Below are 19,555 nucleotides of genomic sequence, written 5' to 3' on the forward strand. Positions count from 1 at the left end.
TATTTATTCCATTGCTATCCAAAACAGATAATTTTATTATTCAAATATTTTTGCCATATAATATTCATCTACATATTTTTGGTCGATATACATAGATTTCTTTTTTATCCCTTCTATTTCAAAGCCGTTCTTCTCATATAAATGCTTTGCAATATCATTCTCGCATACAACCGTCAATTCCAATCTTTTTATATGATTTTCTTTAGCCCATAAGTCCAGTCTTTTAAAAAATTCACTACCTATCTTTTTATCTGTATATTCTTTTAAAACACCCACTACTATATAGGCTGTATGTTCAATTCTTTTAAGTTTTCCTTTTTCCGCTGATATATAGCCTGCTATTTTATCTCCATCTTTAGCCAAACACAAAAAATCATTATATTTCAATACATTTTCTATTCTTGACTTTATAATTGAAAAATCCTTTTTTCTTTCTCCTGCCTCAAACAACATATACTTAGTTTCATAGTCAAGATTATTCATCATATGCCACAAAGCTTCTGCGTCTTCCAATTTTACTTTTACAAAATTAATCATATTTTTCCCATTTAATTTAAGTCTTGTATATATTTTATCACTTCATCTATCACAAAATCAGGCGTTGATGCACCTGCTGTTATACCTACATTTTTTACATTCTCAAACATAGATTGGTCAAGCTCACTACAATCTTCTACAAATATGCTTTTAAATCTACTGCTTGCAAGTTCATATAATTTTTTTGAATTGGAGCTTGATTTGTCACCTATTACTACTATCATATCTACTTTTTCTGATATTTCCAATATGGCGTCCTGTCTTTTTTTAGTTGCATTGCATATGGTGTTAAATATCTCTAAGTTTTCAGTTTTTTCAGATATTTTACTCACTATTTCTTCATATTTTTCTATATTGAAGGTTGTTTGAAAAACAAGTACATAATTGCAATTTTTGTCTATTTTTAATTTTTCTACGTCTTTTTCATCTCCAACAAACTGTGCTGTATAGTCACACCATGAGTTTATCCCTATAACTTCAGGATGACTTTTATTGCCTATTATTATTATCTCATTACCCGATTTATATTTGTCAGCAACAATCTGATGTATTTTCTTTACAAATGTACAAGTGGTATCTATTATATTCATACCATGCTCATTTGCAAAATTATAGAATTTCTTTTCTACTCCATGTGAACGAAAGAGTATGTTTTTATAATCTTTATCTATATCATCTACTATTTGAAGTCCTTGATTTTCAAGTTTTTCTACTGCTCTTTTATTGTGTATTATAGAGCCTAATGAATATACTTTACCAAGCTCTCCAATGCTGTTTTGAGCTATTGATATCGCTCTTTTGACACCATAGCAATAACCTGAAAATTTAGAAAGTATTATGTTCATATTTTCTCCTAAAAAATTAAAATTCTATATAAAAATAGAATTTTAATTTTAAAAATTTACTTATTATTTTGATTTTATAATTTGCATTACTTCATTTGAAACTGCTATATAGCCTTCATTATTTTTTTCTGTCATAAGTTGTTCAGGTACGGTATATAAATCGTGATAAATTATTTTTATTTTTGAAAATGGTTTGTAATTATTTTCAGCTACTATAGACACAGGTATTACAGGTGTATTTGTACGCATTGCAAACATTCCTATTCCTGCTTTTGATGTATCATCTTCTATACTGCTCACCCTTGTGCCTTGTGGAAATATACCTAATATCTCTCCATCTTTTAAGACTTTTAACGATTCTTTTAACGCTCCTAAATCATTTTTATTTCTGTCTAATGAAATAACATATGTTCTGTCCAAAATGAATTTTAGAATTTTATTTTCAAACAATTCTTTTTTTGCTATATAATGTATTTTTCTCTTATTAAATGTAATTATTACAAGCAAAGGGTCAAGATTATTTCTATGGTTTGATGCGACTATATATGCTTTGTTGCTCTCAACCGTATTATTACCTACCACTTCTATTCTATAAACTATGCGAAGTACTATATTTATGATAAATCTGAGTACACTATATAACATCTTTTTCTCCTACAATATTTATTACTTTGTTTACTACTTCATCTATACTCATATCGCTTGTATCAATTTCAACTGCATCGTCTGCTTTTTTTAAAGGTGATATTTTTCGATTAGAGTCTATATAATCTCTATTTTCTATAGATTTTTTTATTTCTTCTATGCTGATATTTATATTACCCTTATTTTGTTCTTCTAAATATCTTCTTTTTGCTCTGACATCCACACTTGCTGTTAAATAAAATTTATAATCTGCACTTGGAAAAACTACCGTACCTATATCTCTGCCGTCTAACAGAACTGATTTTTTCTTACTCATCAAGCGTTGCATATCTACCATTTTTTCTCTCACAACATCTATTACTGACACATCCGACACATTTTCATTTACAATCTTACTTCTTATCTGCGAAGTAACATCTTGATTGCATAAATACACTTTATCTCTGTCGAAATCTATGTCTATCTTATCAAGAGAAGATTTTATTTCATCTTTATCGTCAAACTTTACATCATTTTGTAAAAAATAATATGTTACTGCTCTGTACATAGCTCCTGTATCTATATACATTATTCCTAATCTGTTCGCTATAAGTTTTGATATTGTACTTTTACCGGCTCCGGCAGGTCCATCTATCGCTATTATCATAATAGACCTCCATGTCCTAATGACGCAATAAATTCTTTGTCTATCTCTATATCCGCCAACGCTCTTGGCAATATTATATCAAACACAGTCTTGGCACAATACATAACTGAACCCGGCAAACCCATTATAGGCACTTTATCGTCAAAATATGAAAGTGCAAACATAGCTCCCGGTAATACAGGTGTACCGTATGTCACAAATTTATCAGCTGTAAGTGATATAGCTTTAGGAGTTAAATCATCAGGATCTACACTCATACCTCCTGTGCACAATATTATATCACATCCTGCCGATTTCAATTTTTTTATTGCTTCCGTTATCATCTGTGTATCATCTGAAACAGTTTCATGAGCTATCACTTCTACACCAAAATCAGCCAGCTTTTCTTTTACAACAGGTGTAAACTCATCTTTTATTCTTCTATGATAAACTTCGCTTCCTGTAGTAACTATACCCGCTTTTTTTCTAACAAAAGGTTTTATATCAAAAACTTTTTTTCCATTTATAATTTTTTTTAAATCTTCCATTTTTTGTTTTTCTATAACAAGAGGTATTATTCTCATTCCTGACAGTTTTGTACCCTTTTTTATCGGAGTATCCCCTTTTATAGATGCCATCATTATATCTTTTTGCATATTTATTTCTTTTAACAAGTTCACATCTACTGTAAAATATCCGTCAATATCTGCTACAAGCTCCATTTTCCCTTCTTTTACAGGTGTAAAACTCATATCTTCGGTTCTTGTCAAATCTATCATAAACTGAGCCGCATCATTTTCGTGCATCATATTATCATCATCTTTTTCCCAAACATATATATGCTCTTTTCCAAGAGATAATAATACCGGTATATCTTCGTCCTTAATAATATGCCCTTTTCTAAATCTTGCATCTTTTACTTTGTCTTTGACTATTTGAGTTATATCATGACATAATATATATCCTACAGCATCCTTGGTATCTATCAATTTCATAAAATTCCTCCAAAAAAGAATTATGTAGTATTAACTTAAAAAGATAATACCACATAAATTCAACTTTTCTTATTTTTTTCTAATTGTAAATATAGTTATATCATCTTCCAACTTTTTCTTATTTGTAAAATCTTCTATCTCTGACAACAAATCTTGACAAGGCTTTTCTTCTCCCTCATCAAGCTTTTTTATAATATATTTTGCCAAATTATCCGCTCCATATTCTTGACCTTGCTCATTTTTTGATTCAATTATTCCATCGGTATAAACAGCAAACAATTCTATGTCGGATATATCAAAAACTTCTTCCTCATAAACTGTATTTTCAAATATTCCAAGGGCTATGGATGTACTTCCATTCATTAATCTGTAATTTCTCTTTCCTTTTTCATCCTTATATACCGCTATTGGTACTGTATGCCCTGCATTTGAAGCATAAGCCTTATTATTTTTAAAATCAAAAAATATCATCTTGGAAGTTATGAACACATCCATCTTATCTAACTCTTTAAACAATATGTTATTAAGTTGGGCTAATATTGTTGACGGAGATGATGTCATTGTAAGCAATAGATTTATTGCCCCTTTTGTCATTGCAACAAAGTAGTTTGACATTATTCCGTGACCCATAACATCTGCTATAAAAAGTATATACTTGTCTTGTTCAACTTTTATAAACTTGCAAAAATCCCCACCTATATACTTATAAGGAACATTAAGATAATCTATGTTCAAAAAATCATCTTCACTCATTATCTCATCTTCCATTATGAGTTTTTGCTGTTGATGTACCAATTGCAAGTCTCTGTGTATAATAGAATCTTCCAAAAGCTTTCTGTTGCTTGTAAATAAATGAACTGATAAAAGTACTTGAGCCGCATATATCCCCAATATTCTAAGATCATCTGTTCTATATTTTTCTGAATTTATCATTACTATCTGACCAATTTTTCTATCATCTTTTATTATATTTTCATAAGCTATTGTACTTATACCGTATTTAGATACATTTGGTGGTATGTCTTCAAATGTAAATGTCTTTTTCTTATCATTTGGATTATATTTAAGAAAATTTGTAGTTATTGCAAGTCTTTTACGATTTCCATGACTTTGTATAATTCTTAAATCAGAATCTTCATCATCTATAAATATCATAGCGGATTTAGAGTTTGTTATCTTACAAATATCCCTTGCTATAAGTTTAAAATATGAGTCAAGCCCTTTGTTTTCATATAAATTATCTGTAAGTGTTTCAATTGATACTATTGCATCTCTCAACTTTCTAACTATTTCATCAATTTCTCTGTTTCTACTTGTAATATCAACAGAAAGAGCAAGCAGTGATGCAACTGATTCCATAAATTTGATATCATCTTGTAACAATTTTTCTTCAGGTCCCAAAAAACAAGTCATAAATCCTCTTGCCTTATCCCCTGAAATTAACGGAACTGCTATTCTACTAACGTATCCGTTCAGCTCTGCAAAATCTCTTTCGCTTTCTCCTCTTTCATCCTCAAACAAATCCTCTATATAACAGGTTTTTTTATTTACAACTGCATCATATATATACTGTGGAAATTCCTCCATTGTTATCTTTTTACCTATAGCAGTTTCTTCACCATTTATGTATTTAGGTATATCCCCTAAGGTTTCTTTGCATACTAAATATGTATATTCATATGTATCTTGCCTAAATATATTGACGCACGCTCTTTTTGGAGGAATAATTTCAAGCATTTTATCAATTACTAAATCTTTTATATCAAAAAAATCTTTAGAAGATGTAACTATTTTTGATATTTCAACCATAGTGCTCAAGGTTTTATCTAAATTACTCAAAATACACCTCTTCAAACTTTAAATTAAAGACATACTAAATATTTTTTATAAAAAATGATTATTTTTATATAGACTTTTTTAGGAAAAAATTTATAAACATATTTATTTCAATACAAACTTCCTTATTTTTAATAACTTCGTTAAGTAAGTTAAAATAAGTTTTCTATTTTAAAATAATCAATCAGTCAAAAATTTATTCTTCCACAAATGCAATATATGATAAATTTCTATATTTTTCTTTATAATCTATACCATATCCCACTATAAACTTATCTTCTATTTCAAAACCTATATAATCAACATCTATATCACATTTTCTTCTTGACGGTTTATCCAACAATGTACATATTTTTAAAACCTTTGCATTTTTATTACTTAAATAATCTTTTAAATATTTAAGAGTGAGCCCTGTATCTATTATATCTTCCACTATTATCACATTTTTCCCACTTATATCATTATCTAAGTCCTTAAGTATCTTTACAACCCCTGAACTTTTAGTTGACATTCCATAACTGGATACAGCCATAAAATCAATTTCTACATCTAAGTCTATATTTCTAATCAAGTCAGATAAAAATACACTTGCACCTTTTAAAACTCCAACTAAAAGTACTTCTTCACCCTTAAAATCTTTTTCTATACTCTTTGCAATTTCATAAACCTTATTTTTTATATCCTCTTGAGATATAAATATACTAGAAATTTTCATTGCATAAACCTCTTCAATTATAAATAAAAATAAATTATCTAAGTAATTATAACATTAAAACTTAAAATTATCTATAAAAAATAAAAAACATTATTTTATAAATTACATAAAATATTAATAAAAATCTCCACAAATATATTGAAAATATAAAATTTTGTGTTAAAATAGTAAAAAAGATATTTATAAATTTTGTTAGAATTTACTTTTATAATCTAATTTTAAGAGTTGAAAATTATGGACGATATAAAAAATTTAAATGAACACGAGCTTATACAAGAAATAAACAAGCTTGCAAAAAAAGAGGAACTTTCTCAAGAAGAACTTATATTACAAAAAACACTTAGAAATGAATATATATCGAGAGTAAAGAAGAATTTAAAATCACATCTTGATAATATAAAGCCTCAAAACACATGATTAAAAAGTAAGGAGGTAGACAATTAATGGACACTTATGTGGTTTTTAAAATAAACGAACAAAAATATTGTGTAAATATATTAACTATAAAAGAAATTTGCAGCAATAAAGAAGCAACTTTCTTACCAAACACACCGTCATTTATAGAAGGCATTATAAATTTGCGTGGAGAAGTTTTAACCATAATAAACCTTTCTAAAAAATTAGGAATTCTTTCCACTACACCATTCCAAGAGCAAAAAATATTGGTGGTTTTAATTGATGAATTACTAATCGGTTTTTTGGTTGACGAAGTCATAGGTATTATACACACACCTTCGGAAGATGTTAATGATAAACCAAAAATGCTTGAAAATGAAGTGAATTTCATAAACAGCATCATTAAATCAGAAGATGAAATGATAATATCTATAGATTTAAAACATATTTTAAATAAAGAAGAGCTGTCAAGTGTAGAACAACTCAATAAAGAGCAAGCAATATGATGAGTATAAAAAAACATACAAGCAATATAAATCTTGCTATACAAAATATAATTGACTCCATGCAAAGCGGTAAAGAAGAAATTTTTAATATAACCGAATCTATTAATAAAGAAAACACAATAATTCAATCTGATATAGTCAAGACTAAAAAAACCATAAGTATTTATACTAAAGAAGTGGAAGATTTAAAAGAGAGTGAACTTATCAGCAGAGAAAAACTTTTATTAGTAAGTAAAGACTTCAATCATTACACTCATGAAGATATAAAAAATGCATATGAAGAAGCACTTACGTTGCAAGAAAAACTGCTTGCAAAAAAAAGCGATGTCACAACAGTTTTACAGACTCTCGAAAATTTAGAAAAAAGAATAGAAAAAAATAAAGAACTCACAGAAAAAGCAGACAGATTATTAAATAGAATTGAAGTATTAAGCGAATATATAAAAGTAGATGTATCAGATGATGAAGATGATATAAAAGATGCTACCGGAAAATGGATACTTTCTCAAGAGAAAGAAAAAAGTAGAATATCAAGAGATATTCATGACGGACCTGCTCAAACATTAGCATCTATAGTTATGAAATCTGATATAATAAAAAGACTTATAGAAAAGGATTCACCTAAAAATACTATATATAGAGAATTAGAACAACTTAAACACCAACTTAGAAATGCAATAAAAGAAATAAGAAGAATAATATACGACTTAAGGCCGACTTCTTTGGACGAATTAGGACTTATTCCAAGTATACAAGGGCTTATAGCCAAAGCAAAAGAAGATTATGATATAAATTTCAATTTATCTACAAGAAAAAATGATCCAATCAAAAGTTCTACTACAAAAATAATATGTTTTAGAGTTTTACAAGAATCAATAAATAATATTTTAAAGCATTCTAACGCTAAAAATGTAGATATAAACATATCTATCGGTTCTAAAACAATAATATTGAAAGTAGAAGATGATGGAATAGGTTTTAATATTGAAGATATTGACTCTTCAAAATCATTTGGGCTTTCATCTCTTAAAGAAAGAATTTTGTTAGCTGAAGGAGAAGTAAAGATACTATCTAAGCCCAATAACGGAACACGACTCGAAATAAAAATACCAAACAAGGAGGATATATATGCATAATGACAGAATAAGAGTGATGATCGCAGATGATCATGAGCTTATAAGAGAGGGAATATCAAGAATATTAGATATGGAAAATGATATAGAAGTGGTCTGCAAAGCAAAATCAGGTCCAGAAGCAATAGAATCACTAAAAAAATGTAAAGTTGATGTTATACTTTTAGATATAAATATGCCTGATATGACAGGTATAGAAATACTTAAAAAACTTAAATCATCACATTCAAAACCAAAAATAATAATGCTTACAGTATATGATGACGTAGAATATGTATCACAAAGCGTCAGCTTAGGAGCAGACGGATATGTATTAAAAGATTCAGATTCTGAAACTTTGATAAAAACAATAAAAATAGTAAACTCAGGAGGCAGTTATATACAGCCTACCCTTGCTACAAAGTTGATAAAACACATAACAAAAGAAAAACAAGCATATAAAGAGGAAGTAGACGCTGTTCAATCTCTAACGAGAAAGGAAATAGTAGTTGTAAAAGCTATAGCTAACGGATTAAGTAACAAAGGAATCTCAGAAAAACTTAAGATAAGCGAAAAAACAGTGAAAAACCACGTATCAAGCATATTAAAAAAATTGGAATTGCAAGATAGAACTCAAGTAGCCATATATGCAATAAAAAATAAAATAGTTGAATTATAACAAAATTTTGTTCAATTTATTATAAAATAAAACAACCACCTAAAAGGCGGTTGTTTTATTTTATAATTATTTATTGCTTTTTCTCCAAATTTTCATCTTTTCAGCATCTTTTATAAGCTCTTCTCTAAAATCCGGATGAGCTATATTTATAAGTGCCTCTGCTCTTTGCCATGTACTTAAACCTTTTAAATTTACCTTACCGTATTCTGTAACTACATAATGAGTGTTAGGTCTTGCGGCAGTAACTGCAGAACCTTCTTTCAATGTAGGTATTATTCTTGATGTCATTTTTCCTTCTTTATCTGTAACAGTAGATGATAAGCATATAAAGCTCTTTCCACCATTTGATAAATATGCACCAAGCACAAAATCAAGCTGACCGCCAGCACCACTTATATGTTTTGTTCCTGAAGATTCTGAGCTTACCTGACCGAACAAATCAACATCTACTGCGTTATTTATAGATATAAAATTATCTAAAGATGCTATAATTCTTGCATCATTTGTATAATCAACAGGAGCTGACATAAGCATAGGATTATCATCCATAAAATCATACATAGCCTTAGTACCTGCGCCAAAAGCATATGTTTGTCTAAATCTGTCTATATTTTTCTTAGCACCTGTTATCTTACCTTTTTCAGTCATCTCTACAAAAGCATCTACATACATTTCTGTATGAACTCCTAAATCTTTTAAATCAGAGTCTGCTATTACAGAGCCTACTGCATTCGGCATACCACCTATACCTAATTGTAAGCATGCTCCATTTGGTATTTCTTCAACTATCATATTTGCAACTTTTATATCTACTTCCGAATATGAGCCGGCTTTCATAGCTGCAATAGGTGTATTGCTTCCTTCAATTATATAATCAACTTTTGATATATGCACTTCAGACTCAAAACCACCAAGACATCTCGGCATATTTTTATTTACCTCAACCACAACTTTTTTACTACTTTCTATTAAAGCCATCATATGAGATGCATTAGGTCCGAAATTAAAAAATCCATGTTTATCCATAGGTGTAACCTGCATTACAGCAACATCTACCGGAATAGGATTCTCTCTATAATATCTTGGCATTTCAGAATATCTTAGAGGAATATAAAAAGCTCTTTTATTACTTGCCATTTTTCTTTCTATACCTGAACAATGCCAACTATTCCATGTAAAATGCTCTCCTGTTTCATCAGCTTTGATTACCTCAGGCTCCCAAAAAATTACTCCTCCTCTAAGATTTACATCTTTAAGCTCATTTACTCTCTTTGCAAGAGCTTTATCAAAATCATATGCTGTACCTACACACCAGCCGTAGTCTACCCAATCACCTGATTTTACAAGTTCAGCAGCCTTTTCGGCAGTTACTAATTTTTCTTTGTATTGTTTTGAATAATCCATAAACTCCTCCTAAAAATAATTTTATGATAACGATTTAAAAATATTTTTATTACATTATAATCTATTTTATTTTTATTTTCAACAAAAATAAAATAGATTATTTTCCTTATAATTAAGAATATCATTATATTTCATTAATATTTCACCATTTTAGTATAGTTATTTGTTTTAAAAAAACTTTTTAAATTTCATTTTGTAAATATATTATTATCTGAATAAACATATATATTTTTAATATTATGCTAAAATATATTTTAATACAAATTTCTATTATCAAAGTATCAGAAATAGATTGTTTTATTTTTATGGAATGATAGTATAAATCGTATTATTTATGAACAATTAGTATCATTTATTGCAAAAATAACAGCAAAACAACCAATAATTTTTATTTTTTTTAATAATGCTTTACAAATATGTTTGTAACCATTATAATATCTTATATAGAAAAAGAATTTTATTTAAAATATAAAAATAAAAGTTTATTGTTTAAAACAACTTCTTATTGATTAGCTGACTATTTAAAATTATAATTATATACATATAAGCTGTTATTTTAAATTTTTTTAGGAGTGTATTTATTATGAGCAACATATCTGTAAATAAGTTAGAGAGAGGAATGATTATAGATAGCGATATATTTAGTAAAAGAGGCTCGCTATTATTGTACAAAGGTTTTAAGATAGAAAATCCTGATTTAGTTTCAATCGTACTTCGTAGAAACGGCATAAATTCTGTAATGATAAAAGATGATGAAACTCAAGCTTCTTCAGCCGTAAAAGAATCAGATAGAATTTCTCAAAAGATATTGCAAGAAGTCGCAGCTTTTAAAGAAGAATTTAACAAAATAGTTGAAGACTTGGAAGAAGACATAGAAAATTTCACTCAAACTAAAGACATCTCAAAAATAAGAGAATTGGATAGAGGCGCCGAGCTTGCAAAAGAATCCGAATCATCTGTACTGACTATATTCCAATTAGTTGAAAAAATAAAAAATGACGGTTCAAATAAATATTCCGATATACTTCAAGTATCATTAATATCTTATTCAATAGGAAAATGGATAGATTTAGATGATGTTCAATTAAAAGAACTTTCTGAAGCATCTATGCTAAGCTCTATTTTTGCACTTAGCGATGTCGATTATGAGAATATACATGAAATAAAAGGTGCAGATACTGTTTCTAAAGAAGTTTTACAATCTGCCATAACGTCAAGAGAAAGAAATGACGGTTCAGGTCCTATGGGACTTACAAACGAACAAATACCTATATATGCAAAAATTATAGCTATATCTGAAATATTCTATGCACTTACTACCAACAACGAATTCTATGAAAGAATGTCAGTTTTTGATGCTCTAAAAATAATGCAAAGCGAATATATGTCTTTATTAGATACAAGAATACTATATATATTCCTTCATAAAGTGGCTAATAAGTATATAGGTTCAACTGTAAGATTATCAGATGGAACAAGCGGAGTAATTGTTTTCGTTCCTGAAAATGAAGTAGTGCTTCCTTTTATCAAAACAGGCGAAGGTCAGATAATAAACCTACAAAGCAGTCAATATAAAAATAACAAGATAATTGAAATTTTATAAAAATATGTCTTTACTAAGGAGAGTTAATTAGATGAGAATTTCTATAGATGACATTAAAAATAATATGATCATTGACGAGGATATATATAATTCTAACGGTAGACTTATTTTATCAAAAGGTTTATCAGTTTCTGACGAAAATTTTATCAAAGATTTATTGAAAAGAAATGCTATTAATAAAATAAAAGTGTTAATGCTTTTTGACATTGCCAAAGAGGAGAATGAACAGGAGGACGTAAATGTTCCTTTTGAAGTAATAAAAGAGCAAGAAATAGAAAGTTTTATGACGGATTTCAATAATGTTGTAAATAGTTTTGAAAAAGAAATCATAAGCACTATTTCAGGTACTGGTAACGCAAAAAGCCTTGAAAATATTCTATCAGAGACGATAAAAACCAATTCCGGTAAAAATACCAACGTATTCCAATTGCTACAAAAGTTCAAAAACTCGGATGATTTGACATTTGTACACTGTAATGCTGTGTCTCTAACAGTGCATACTATCGGTAAATGGATGAAATTATCAGAGAGTGATTTAAAAGATTTATCTCTCGCCGGTCTGCTTTTTGACGTAGGAAAATATGCTCTATCAAAAGATTTGCTCAGAAAAACTACACCCTTAACTGAGTTTGAAATTGAAGTTATAAGATCTCACGTAGAAAAATCATTAGAAATATTAAAACCTTATGACTTGAATGACAATATAATAGATGCGATAAAATATCACCACGAAAGATGTGATGGAAGTGGGTATCCTTATGGTCTAAAAGGTGATGAAATACCGCTTTTAGCAAGGATATTAGCTCTTGCAGATGTGTTTGTAGCACTAACTTCAATGAGACCTTATAGAAATAAAATGACACCATTTGCAGCTGTAAAATTACTTGAAACAGATTTTATGCAGAAACTTGACATAGTTATACTATCTGATTTTATCAACAAGATAGCATCTAACTATATAGGAGCAGAGCTTAGATTATCTGACGGTAATAAAGGTGAAATAATATTTATAAATGCTAATGCACCGTTAAGACCTATAGTAAAATTAAAACCGACAGGAGATTTATTGGATTTGAGCTCAAAGGCAAATCATGATATAGAAATTGAAGAATTTTTCTAAAAAATTTAATAATACAAAATGTAAAATACGATAGATGAAAATCTATCGTATTTTTTATGTTATACTGTTTTCTAATAAAATTATAGATAACTTATATAATGATATAACATCAATATAAATAGTTTATTGAAAAATTAATTATTATTATTACCCATTATTCTATGAGATTTTAGTATTAATATTAGTTTATTTTTACTTAAAATATCCATTATTCTATTAAGCTTTAGTGTAAACTTTATTCAAATCTGGATATGCTCGTACTAATACCAATTAAAGCCATATTATAATGCCTTTAAAAAGTTATATTTTTAGAAAATAATATGTTATACAATTTAAAAATATTATAATTGGTACAACTATTTTTCTTCTATATATCCGAATTCTCTTATATAATTGGTATTTTCTCTCCAATTCTCTTTAACTTTTACCCAAGTCTCCAAGAATACTTTGCAACCAAAAATTTCTTCCAACTCTACCCTTGCTGATTTGCCTATACCTTTTAATTTTCTACCGTTTTTTCCTATTATTATCTTTTTATGAGAATCTCTTTCGCAATATATTACAACTGATATTTCTATCATATTTTTTTGTTTATTGTCAAATATTTTTTCTACTTCTACTGCTGTACCATGAGGGATTTCTTTATCTGTATAATTCAATATTTTTTCTCTTACTATCTCGCTTATCATAACTTTATTACTTTGGTCTGTGCTTATGCCATCCGGAAAATATTTAGGACCGTATACAAGATATTTTTTTATTGTTTCTATCAGCTCTGATACATTTTTTTTCTTAATTGCACTTATTGGAACAATATCATCAAATATACCTATTTCATCATACATTTTTATGAGTTGAAATATTTTTTCTTCGTTAAGTTTGTCTATTTTATTTATCGCAATTATCTTTGGTTGTTTCGATTTTTTTAAGCTTTCTATTATCGAATTGTCGAGTTTACCGATATTTTCTGACTCATCCACTACATATAGTATAACATCTGCCGATGAAGATGACGATTTTACTTCTTTTTCCATATATGAACCTAATTTATTTTTAGGTTTTTGAACTCCCGGCGTATCAAGAAATACTATCTGAGAATTTTCATCATTGTATATACCTTTTATTCTGCTCCTTGTTGTCTGGGGTTTATCACTTGTTATAGCTATCTTTTCTCCTATCATTGCATTTAACAAAGTTGATTTTCCTACATTAGAGCGCCCAACTATACTGACAAAACCAGTTTTACACACTGCATCTTCACTTAGTAAATTTTGTAATTTTTCCAAAAATCTTTCTCCTTAATAAATATACATATTTTTATCTAAAATTTAATACATTATTCAACTGTGACAGATTTTGCCAAATTTCTCGGTTTATCCACATCATTTCCTTTTTTTATAGATGTATAATACGCTATAAATTGTGCCGGTATAACTGCCAGAATTGATGAAAACATATCATAAACTTCCGGTATTTGTATAACATCATCTGCATAATTTTTTACATCTTCTATATGTTTATCAGTTATTATTATCGTATATGCCCCTCTTGCCTTTACTTCTTGTATGTTGGACATTGTCTTATCAAGTAATTTATCTTGGGTTACTACTGCAATAACAGGTGTATCTTTTTCTATCAATGCTATCGTCCCATGCTTTAGCTCTCCTGCTGCGAATGATTCAGTATATATATATGATATTTCTTTAAGTTTTAAAGCACCTTCCTTGCCAACACTGTCATCCAAGCCTCTGCCTATATAAAAAGCTGATTTTGAATTTTTTATCTTTTCAGCAATCTCGATACATTTCTTCTCTACGGACAGAGTTTCTTTTACTTTTTGAGGTAATTTTTTCAGCTTTTCAACTATATTATGGTAGTCTTCTATACTTATTTCTTGTTTCAACTTAGCTAATTCAACGCCTATCATATAAAATGCTACAAGCATTGTAGTATACGCTTTTGTAGATGCCACTGCTATTTCAGGTCCTGCAAGCGTATAAAAAACATCATCCGAATTTCTTGCGACTGACGAACCTACTACGTTTGTTATGGATAATATTCTACACCCTTTTGTTTTTGCCAACTTTTGTGCGGCAAGTGTATCCGCCGTTTCTCCTGACTGGCTTACAAGTATAACAAGAGTATTTTCATTTATAAATTGCTTATTATATCTGAACTCTGAGGCAATATCTACTCTAACTCTTAAATTGGCAAGGTTTTCAATTATATATTTGCCTATGAGTCCGGCATTATACGCCGTCCCGCATGCAACTATATATATATCTTTTATTTTTTGTATTTCATCTTCATCAAGTCTTATATCATCCAATATTAAATTGTTATTTTTATCTATTCTTCTTAATAGAGTATCTGATATTGCTTGAGGCTGTTCATTTATCTCTTTGAGCATAAAATGCGGATAACCTGCTTTTGTTGCAGATTCCATATCCCAAGTAATCACAGACTTTTCTTTTTCTATTTTTTCTCCTTCTAAGTTATATATTGTTATGCTGTCTTTTGTAAGTACGACCATCTCTTCGTTATCTATATAATACACTTCTTTTGTATAACTTAGTATTGCAGGTATATCCGATGCAAAAAAATTTTCTCCTTTGCCTATACCTACTACAAGTGGCGATTCATTTCTTACAGCTATTATCTTATCAGGTTCATTTTTATATATTATTCCAAGCGCATATGCACCTCTTAATCTTTTTACTGCTAAATTAACGGCTTTCATTATATCTTTTGAATCTTCTAAATAATGATCTATCAAATGCACTATTACTTCTGTATCAGTTTGAGACTTAAATTTATATCCTTCTTTTATGAGCTCAGCTTTCAAATCTCTGTAATTTTCTATTATTCCATTGTGTATTACAGCTACTGACTCACTTTCATTGATATGGGGATGTGAATTTACATCTGACGGTTCTCCATGAGTAGCCCACCTCGTATGACCTATACCTATAAATCCGGTATGAGGTTGTTTTTTCAGGTGTTCTTTAAGCACCGATAATCTTCCCTTAAATTTTGAAAGCTCCAATTTTCCATTTGATATTGTAGCTATACCTGATGAATCATATCCTCTATATTCCAATTTTTCAAGACCGTTTACAACTATGTCTTGAGCATTTTGATTTCCTATATATCCTACTATTCCACACATATTTTCTCCTTGTAATAATTTTTCAAATTTTTACTATATTCGGAGAAGTGACTCAATACATTTTTTGTTAAAATTTATAAAGATAAATTTCTTTTTGTTATATATTTTTAGACTGCCACAAGCCTTTGGAATACCCGCCGAGTCTTTCGATAATTCCAATCCTCGTCAATAATAAACTCTGCATTAAAAAAGTAAAATTTTTTATATTTTTAATAATACACAGAGATTAATTATCCTGGCGCTTGACTTAATACCAAAACTCTATTTTACAGTAAATTGAGTTATTATAAAACTCATTTAAGATTCAGTATATAATATTTTCTCCAAATATTAAAACAGTTAAAAAGCCTATCAAATATATAATTTCATCAAAAAATTGAGATAGTATATATCGATAGGCTTTATATAGCTGACTATTCAGCTGTAACAACTTCTCTTCCATTATAATATCCACATTCCGGACAAACTCTATGTGACAATTTTAATGAATGGCATTGAGGACATTCAACTAAATTTTTAGCTGTCATATTCATATTCGCTGAGCGTCTTGAACGAGTAGCTGATTTTCCAGTTTTTCTTTTTGGTACTGCCATATTCTCTCCTCCTTCCATATTTTTTCGCAAATATATCTATATATCTACAAAAAATTTTTTAGTTCTGCCAACCTCGGATCGATATTTGGATTTTCTTCTTCACAATTGCAAGTAGTTTTATTTAAATCAGCTCCGCATATATGACAAAGCCCTTTGCAATCTTCTTTGCAATAAAGATTATTATTAAGATGTTCAAAAACAGCATCGTAAAATATCTTATCAAAATCCAAATAATCATCTACTATAATTATATCATAATCAACATCTTTATCTTCTTTTGATAATATTCCTGAGATTTTAACATCTTCAACTGCTCTCATATCATCCAAACATCTTACACAGTTAAGCGTAGTATCAAGGTGTATATTTATATCAGCATATAAGTCATCATTTGCTTGTTTGGTGATTTCACATAAAACTTCAGGCTTACTGTTAAACTTAACCTCTCTGCCTTCCATATTACACAAATCAATATTCGGCTCATAATTATAATTGAATCTGCTCTTTTGAGATAAAAGCATATCTTTTATAAGTATCTTCATAAAAAACACCCCATTTTTTGAGTAACAATTGATATTATACTAAAAATTAGGTATATGTGTCAAGTAATTTTGCTTTATTTTACATATAATTTTTAATTTTATGACAATATTTACTTTATTTTATCAATGCCAATGTATCTCTTGCTATAACTAACTCTTCGTTAGTAGGTATAACCATTATTTTTATTTTTGAAGATTCTTTTGATACTATTTTTTCTTTTCCTCTTACTTTGTTTTCCTCAGTGTCAAGTTCTATGCCTAAAAATTCCATTCCTTTACAAATTTCTTCTCTTGATTCTGCTGAGTTTTCTCCAAGACCTGCTGTAAATACTATTGCATCTACATGTCCTAATTCAGCAATATAAGCACCTATATATTTTTTAACTCTGTTATGGAAACAATCAAGTGCTATTTGTGCTCTTTCATTTCCTTTTTCAGCTTCTTGTTCTATATCTCTGAAATCTGAGCTTACTCCTGATAAACCTAATACACCTGATTTTTTATTCATTATGCTGTCAACATCTTTTGCAGAAAGTTTTTCTTTTTCCATCAAAAATGTAACTATTGCAGGATCCATATCCCCTGTTCTTGTTCCCATTATAAGACCTTCAAGCGGAGTAAAGCCCATAGATGTATCTATTGATTTGCCTTTTTCTACAGCAGTTATACTTGCACCATTTCCTAAATGGCAAGTTATGATATTTAAATCTTCAGGTTTTTTACCAAGTATCTCAGCCGCTCTTCTACTTACATAAAGATGTGATGTTCCGTGGAAGCCGTATCTTCTTATTTTATGTTTTGTATAATATTCATAAGGTAATGCGTATAAATATGATGATGCAGGCATAGTTTGATGGAATGCTGTATCAAATACTGCAACCATAGGTACATTTGGAAGTATTTTTTCACACGCATTTATTCCAACAAGATTAGGTGGATTATGTAGTGGTGCCAAATCTATACAATCTTCCAAACTCTTTTTAACTTTTTCATCAATTACAACAGAGCATGCAAATGCCTCTCCACCGTGAACCACTCTATGTCCTACAGCATTTATTTCACTGAGATCTTTTATAGCTCCGTATTTCTCATTCATAAGAGCATCTATTACTAATTTTAGGGCAACATTATGGTCAGGTATGCTTTGTTTTATAGTTTCTTTATCCATACCTGTTCTTTCGTGTTTAAGTACAGAACCTTCTATACCTATTCTTTCAACCAAACCTTTTGCCAATACGCTTTCATCTTTCATATCTATGAATTGATATTTTAAAGATGAACTTCCACAATTGATAACTAAAATATTCACTTTAACACTCTCCTTAATAAAATATTTTGTCAAATAACAAGAATAAAAACTTAACAGTTAATTGCTATACTATCTATATTTTAACTCAACTTTAAAGTTTTTTCAACCAGTTGTTTTATTAAAGTTAAAGTTGTTATTACACCCACACCTTTCGGTACAGGAGTTATTCTTATGTTATCATAATCTATGTTTTCAAAATCTACATCGCCTGATATCTTACCGTTATCAAAGTTTATTCCTACATCTATTACAACTTGATTATCTCTCAAATGTTCTTTTGTTATAAGTTTTGCCTGACCGGTTGCACATATAACTATATCTGCATCTCTTGTTTCTGCTTTTAAGTCAAGCGTCTTAGAATTACACACCGTAACAGTAGCTTTTTCCTTTATCAGCATTATAGCGAGTGCTTTTCCTACAACTTGTGATGCTCCTACAACTGTACATTTTTTGGAGACTAAATCTACACCATAAAATCTCAAAGTCTCCATTACCGCTCTTGGTGTACAAGGATATAATAAATTGCTCTTCTTCTCGAATAATTTACCTTGATTATATGATGTAGCACAATCTATGTCTTTTTTCCAATGTATTGTTTCATTTATCTCAAACTGTTCTATTTGCGGATGTATAGGTCTGAATATCATTATCCCGTCTATCTCATCATCTTTATTCAATTTTTCTATTTGCCTTTTCAAAACCTCAGCGTCTTCATCTTGTGCATAAACATATGAATCATATGGTATTGAAAACATTTTTAAATTTCTTTTTAATGAATGCTCATAAGTTATATCATCCATATTTTCCCCTATTCTTATCAGGGCAATTTTAGGAGTTTTATTTCTTTTATTCAATTCAAACAACATTTCTTGTATCTCTTTTTTTATATTTTCAGCCACAGGCTTGCCATATAATATCCGCATT

General features: G+C 29.0%; 20 protein-coding genes. 6 read left to right on the forward strand and 14 right to left on the reverse strand.

Annotation, left to right across the window (positions count from 1 at the left end):
* Nucleotides 1–36: 36 nt before the first annotated feature.
* From HMPREF9630_RS02755 to hpt, 7 genes are all read right to left on the reverse strand, one after another.
* A complete protein-coding gene (locus tag HMPREF9630_RS02755) occupies nucleotides 37–537 on the reverse strand; it encodes a GNAT family N-acetyltransferase (RefSeq protein WP_009527012.1) in 501 nt (166 codons plus the stop codon).
* 11 nt (nucleotides 538–548) lie between these two features.
* Nucleotides 549–1,382 (reverse strand): 4-hydroxy-3-methylbut-2-enyl diphosphate reductase, encoded by an 834-nt coding sequence (ispH, locus tag HMPREF9630_RS02760; RefSeq protein ID WP_009527013.1) that lies wholly within the window; start codon nucleotides 1,380–1,382, stop codon nucleotides 549–551.
* 63 nt (nucleotides 1,383–1,445) lie between these two features.
* On the reverse strand, nucleotides 1,446–2,027 hold the full coding sequence (locus HMPREF9630_RS02765) for a lysophospholipid acyltransferase family protein (protein ID WP_009527014.1): 582 nt from the start codon (nucleotides 2,025–2,027) through the stop codon (nucleotides 1,446–1,448).
* A complete protein-coding gene (cmk, locus tag HMPREF9630_RS02770; RefSeq protein WP_009527015.1) occupies nucleotides 2,017–2,673 on the reverse strand; it encodes a (d)CMP kinase in 657 nt (218 codons plus the stop codon). The genes HMPREF9630_RS02765 and cmk overlap by 11 nt, the downstream gene beginning before the upstream one ends.
* Nucleotides 2,670–3,647 carry a molybdopterin-binding protein gene (locus tag HMPREF9630_RS02775; protein WP_009527016.1) on the reverse strand — a complete coding sequence of 326 codons (978 nt, stop codon included), beginning with the start codon at nucleotides 3,645–3,647 and terminating at the stop codon, nucleotides 2,670–2,672. The genes cmk and HMPREF9630_RS02775 overlap by 4 nt, the downstream gene beginning before the upstream one ends.
* 69 nt (nucleotides 3,648–3,716) lie before the next feature.
* Nucleotides 3,717–5,486, reverse strand: a complete 1,770-nt coding sequence (locus HMPREF9630_RS02780) for a SpoIIE family protein phosphatase (protein WP_009527017.1) — start codon at nucleotides 5,484–5,486, stop codon at nucleotides 3,717–3,719.
* Nucleotides 5,487–5,679: 193 nt separating this feature from the next.
* On the reverse strand, nucleotides 5,680–6,198 hold the full coding sequence (gene hpt / locus HMPREF9630_RS02785; protein ID WP_009527018.1) for a hypoxanthine phosphoribosyltransferase: 519 nt from the start codon (nucleotides 6,196–6,198) through the stop codon (nucleotides 5,680–5,682).
* A 234-nt stretch (nucleotides 6,199–6,432) separates the two neighbouring features.
* Between hpt and HMPREF9630_RS02790 the strand changes: the two genes are divergently transcribed.
* Genes HMPREF9630_RS02790 through HMPREF9630_RS02805 form a run of 4 tightly spaced genes read left to right on the forward strand, consistent with a single transcriptional unit; the run spans nucleotide 6,433 to nucleotide 8,891 of the window.
* Nucleotides 6,433–6,615 carry a DUF896 domain-containing protein gene (locus HMPREF9630_RS02790; RefSeq protein WP_009527019.1) on the forward strand — a complete coding sequence of 61 codons (183 nt, stop codon included), beginning with the start codon at nucleotides 6,433–6,435 and terminating at the stop codon, nucleotides 6,613–6,615.
* A 26-nt stretch (nucleotides 6,616–6,641) separates the two neighbouring features.
* Complete coding sequence (locus HMPREF9630_RS02795; RefSeq protein WP_009527020.1) at nucleotides 6,642–7,100, forward strand: chemotaxis protein CheW; 459 nt, start codon at nucleotides 6,642–6,644, stop codon at nucleotides 7,098–7,100.
* Complete coding sequence (locus tag HMPREF9630_RS02800) at nucleotides 7,097–8,236, forward strand: sensor histidine kinase (RefSeq protein WP_009527021.1); 1,140 nt, start codon at nucleotides 7,097–7,099, stop codon at nucleotides 8,234–8,236. The genes HMPREF9630_RS02795 and HMPREF9630_RS02800 overlap by 4 nt, the downstream gene beginning before the upstream one ends.
* Nucleotides 8,229–8,891: a response regulator gene (locus HMPREF9630_RS02805; protein ID WP_009527022.1), complete on the forward strand. Its 663-nt coding sequence runs from the start codon at nucleotides 8,229–8,231 to the stop codon at nucleotides 8,889–8,891. Before HMPREF9630_RS02800 ends, HMPREF9630_RS02805 begins: the two co-directional genes overlap by 8 nt.
* Before the next feature lie 66 nt (nucleotides 8,892–8,957).
* On the opposite strand, the gene HMPREF9630_RS02810 is transcribed toward HMPREF9630_RS02805, so the two are convergent.
* Complete coding sequence (locus tag HMPREF9630_RS02810) at nucleotides 8,958–10,295, reverse strand: butyryl-CoA:acetate CoA-transferase (RefSeq protein WP_009527023.1); 1,338 nt, start codon at nucleotides 10,293–10,295, stop codon at nucleotides 8,958–8,960.
* Between the two features lie 583 nt (nucleotides 10,296–10,878).
* On the opposite strand from HMPREF9630_RS02810, the gene HMPREF9630_RS02815 reads away from it, so the two are divergent.
* Both HMPREF9630_RS02815 and HMPREF9630_RS02820 read left to right on the forward strand, forming a co-directional pair.
* Nucleotides 10,879–11,898 carry an HD-GYP domain-containing protein gene (locus HMPREF9630_RS02815; RefSeq protein WP_009527024.1) on the forward strand — a complete coding sequence of 340 codons (1,020 nt, stop codon included), beginning with the start codon at nucleotides 10,879–10,881 and terminating at the stop codon, nucleotides 11,896–11,898.
* A 31-nt stretch (nucleotides 11,899–11,929) separates the two neighbouring features.
* Nucleotides 11,930–13,018, forward strand: a complete 1,089-nt coding sequence (locus HMPREF9630_RS02820; RefSeq protein ID WP_009527025.1) for an HD-GYP domain-containing protein — start codon at nucleotides 11,930–11,932, stop codon at nucleotides 13,016–13,018.
* Between the two features lie 356 nt (nucleotides 13,019–13,374).
* Here the strand turns inward: HMPREF9630_RS02820 and era are convergent, their stop codons facing one another.
* The 6 genes from era to HMPREF9630_RS02850 form a co-directional block, all read right to left on the reverse strand.
* A complete protein-coding gene (gene era / locus HMPREF9630_RS02825; RefSeq protein WP_009527026.1) occupies nucleotides 13,375–14,304 on the reverse strand; it encodes a GTPase Era in 930 nt (309 codons plus the stop codon).
* A gap of 50 nt (nucleotides 14,305–14,354) precedes the next feature.
* On the reverse strand, nucleotides 14,355–16,187 hold the full coding sequence (glmS, locus tag HMPREF9630_RS02830; RefSeq protein ID WP_009527027.1) for a glutamine--fructose-6-phosphate transaminase (isomerizing): 1,833 nt from the start codon (nucleotides 16,185–16,187) through the stop codon (nucleotides 14,355–14,357).
* 413 nt (nucleotides 16,188–16,600) lie between these two features.
* Complete coding sequence (rpmF, locus tag HMPREF9630_RS02835; RefSeq protein WP_009525326.1) at nucleotides 16,601–16,780, reverse strand: 50S ribosomal protein L32; 180 nt, start codon at nucleotides 16,778–16,780, stop codon at nucleotides 16,601–16,603.
* Nucleotides 16,781–16,824: 44 nt separating this feature from the next.
* Nucleotides 16,825–17,322 (reverse strand): YceD family protein, encoded by a 498-nt coding sequence (locus tag HMPREF9630_RS02840; protein WP_009527028.1) that lies wholly within the window; start codon nucleotides 17,320–17,322, stop codon nucleotides 16,825–16,827.
* 115 nt (nucleotides 17,323–17,437) lie between these two features.
* Nucleotides 17,438–18,631, reverse strand: a complete 1,194-nt coding sequence (locus HMPREF9630_RS02845) for an acetate/propionate family kinase (protein ID WP_009527029.1) — start codon at nucleotides 18,629–18,631, stop codon at nucleotides 17,438–17,440.
* Between the two features lie 80 nt (nucleotides 18,632–18,711).
* Entirely contained in the window at nucleotides 18,712–19,554 is an 843-nt protein-coding gene (locus HMPREF9630_RS02850) for a bifunctional 5,10-methylenetetrahydrofolate dehydrogenase/5,10-methenyltetrahydrofolate cyclohydrolase (RefSeq protein ID WP_009527030.1), read from the reverse strand.
* Between the last annotated feature and the right edge of the window lies 1 nt (nucleotide 19,555).

Origin of the sequence: Peptoanaerobacter stomatis, from assembly GCF_000238095.2 — a bacterium.
In the GTDB taxonomy this organism is placed as follows: Bacteria; Bacillota; Clostridia; order Peptostreptococcales; family Filifactoraceae; genus Peptoanaerobacter; species Peptoanaerobacter stomatis_A.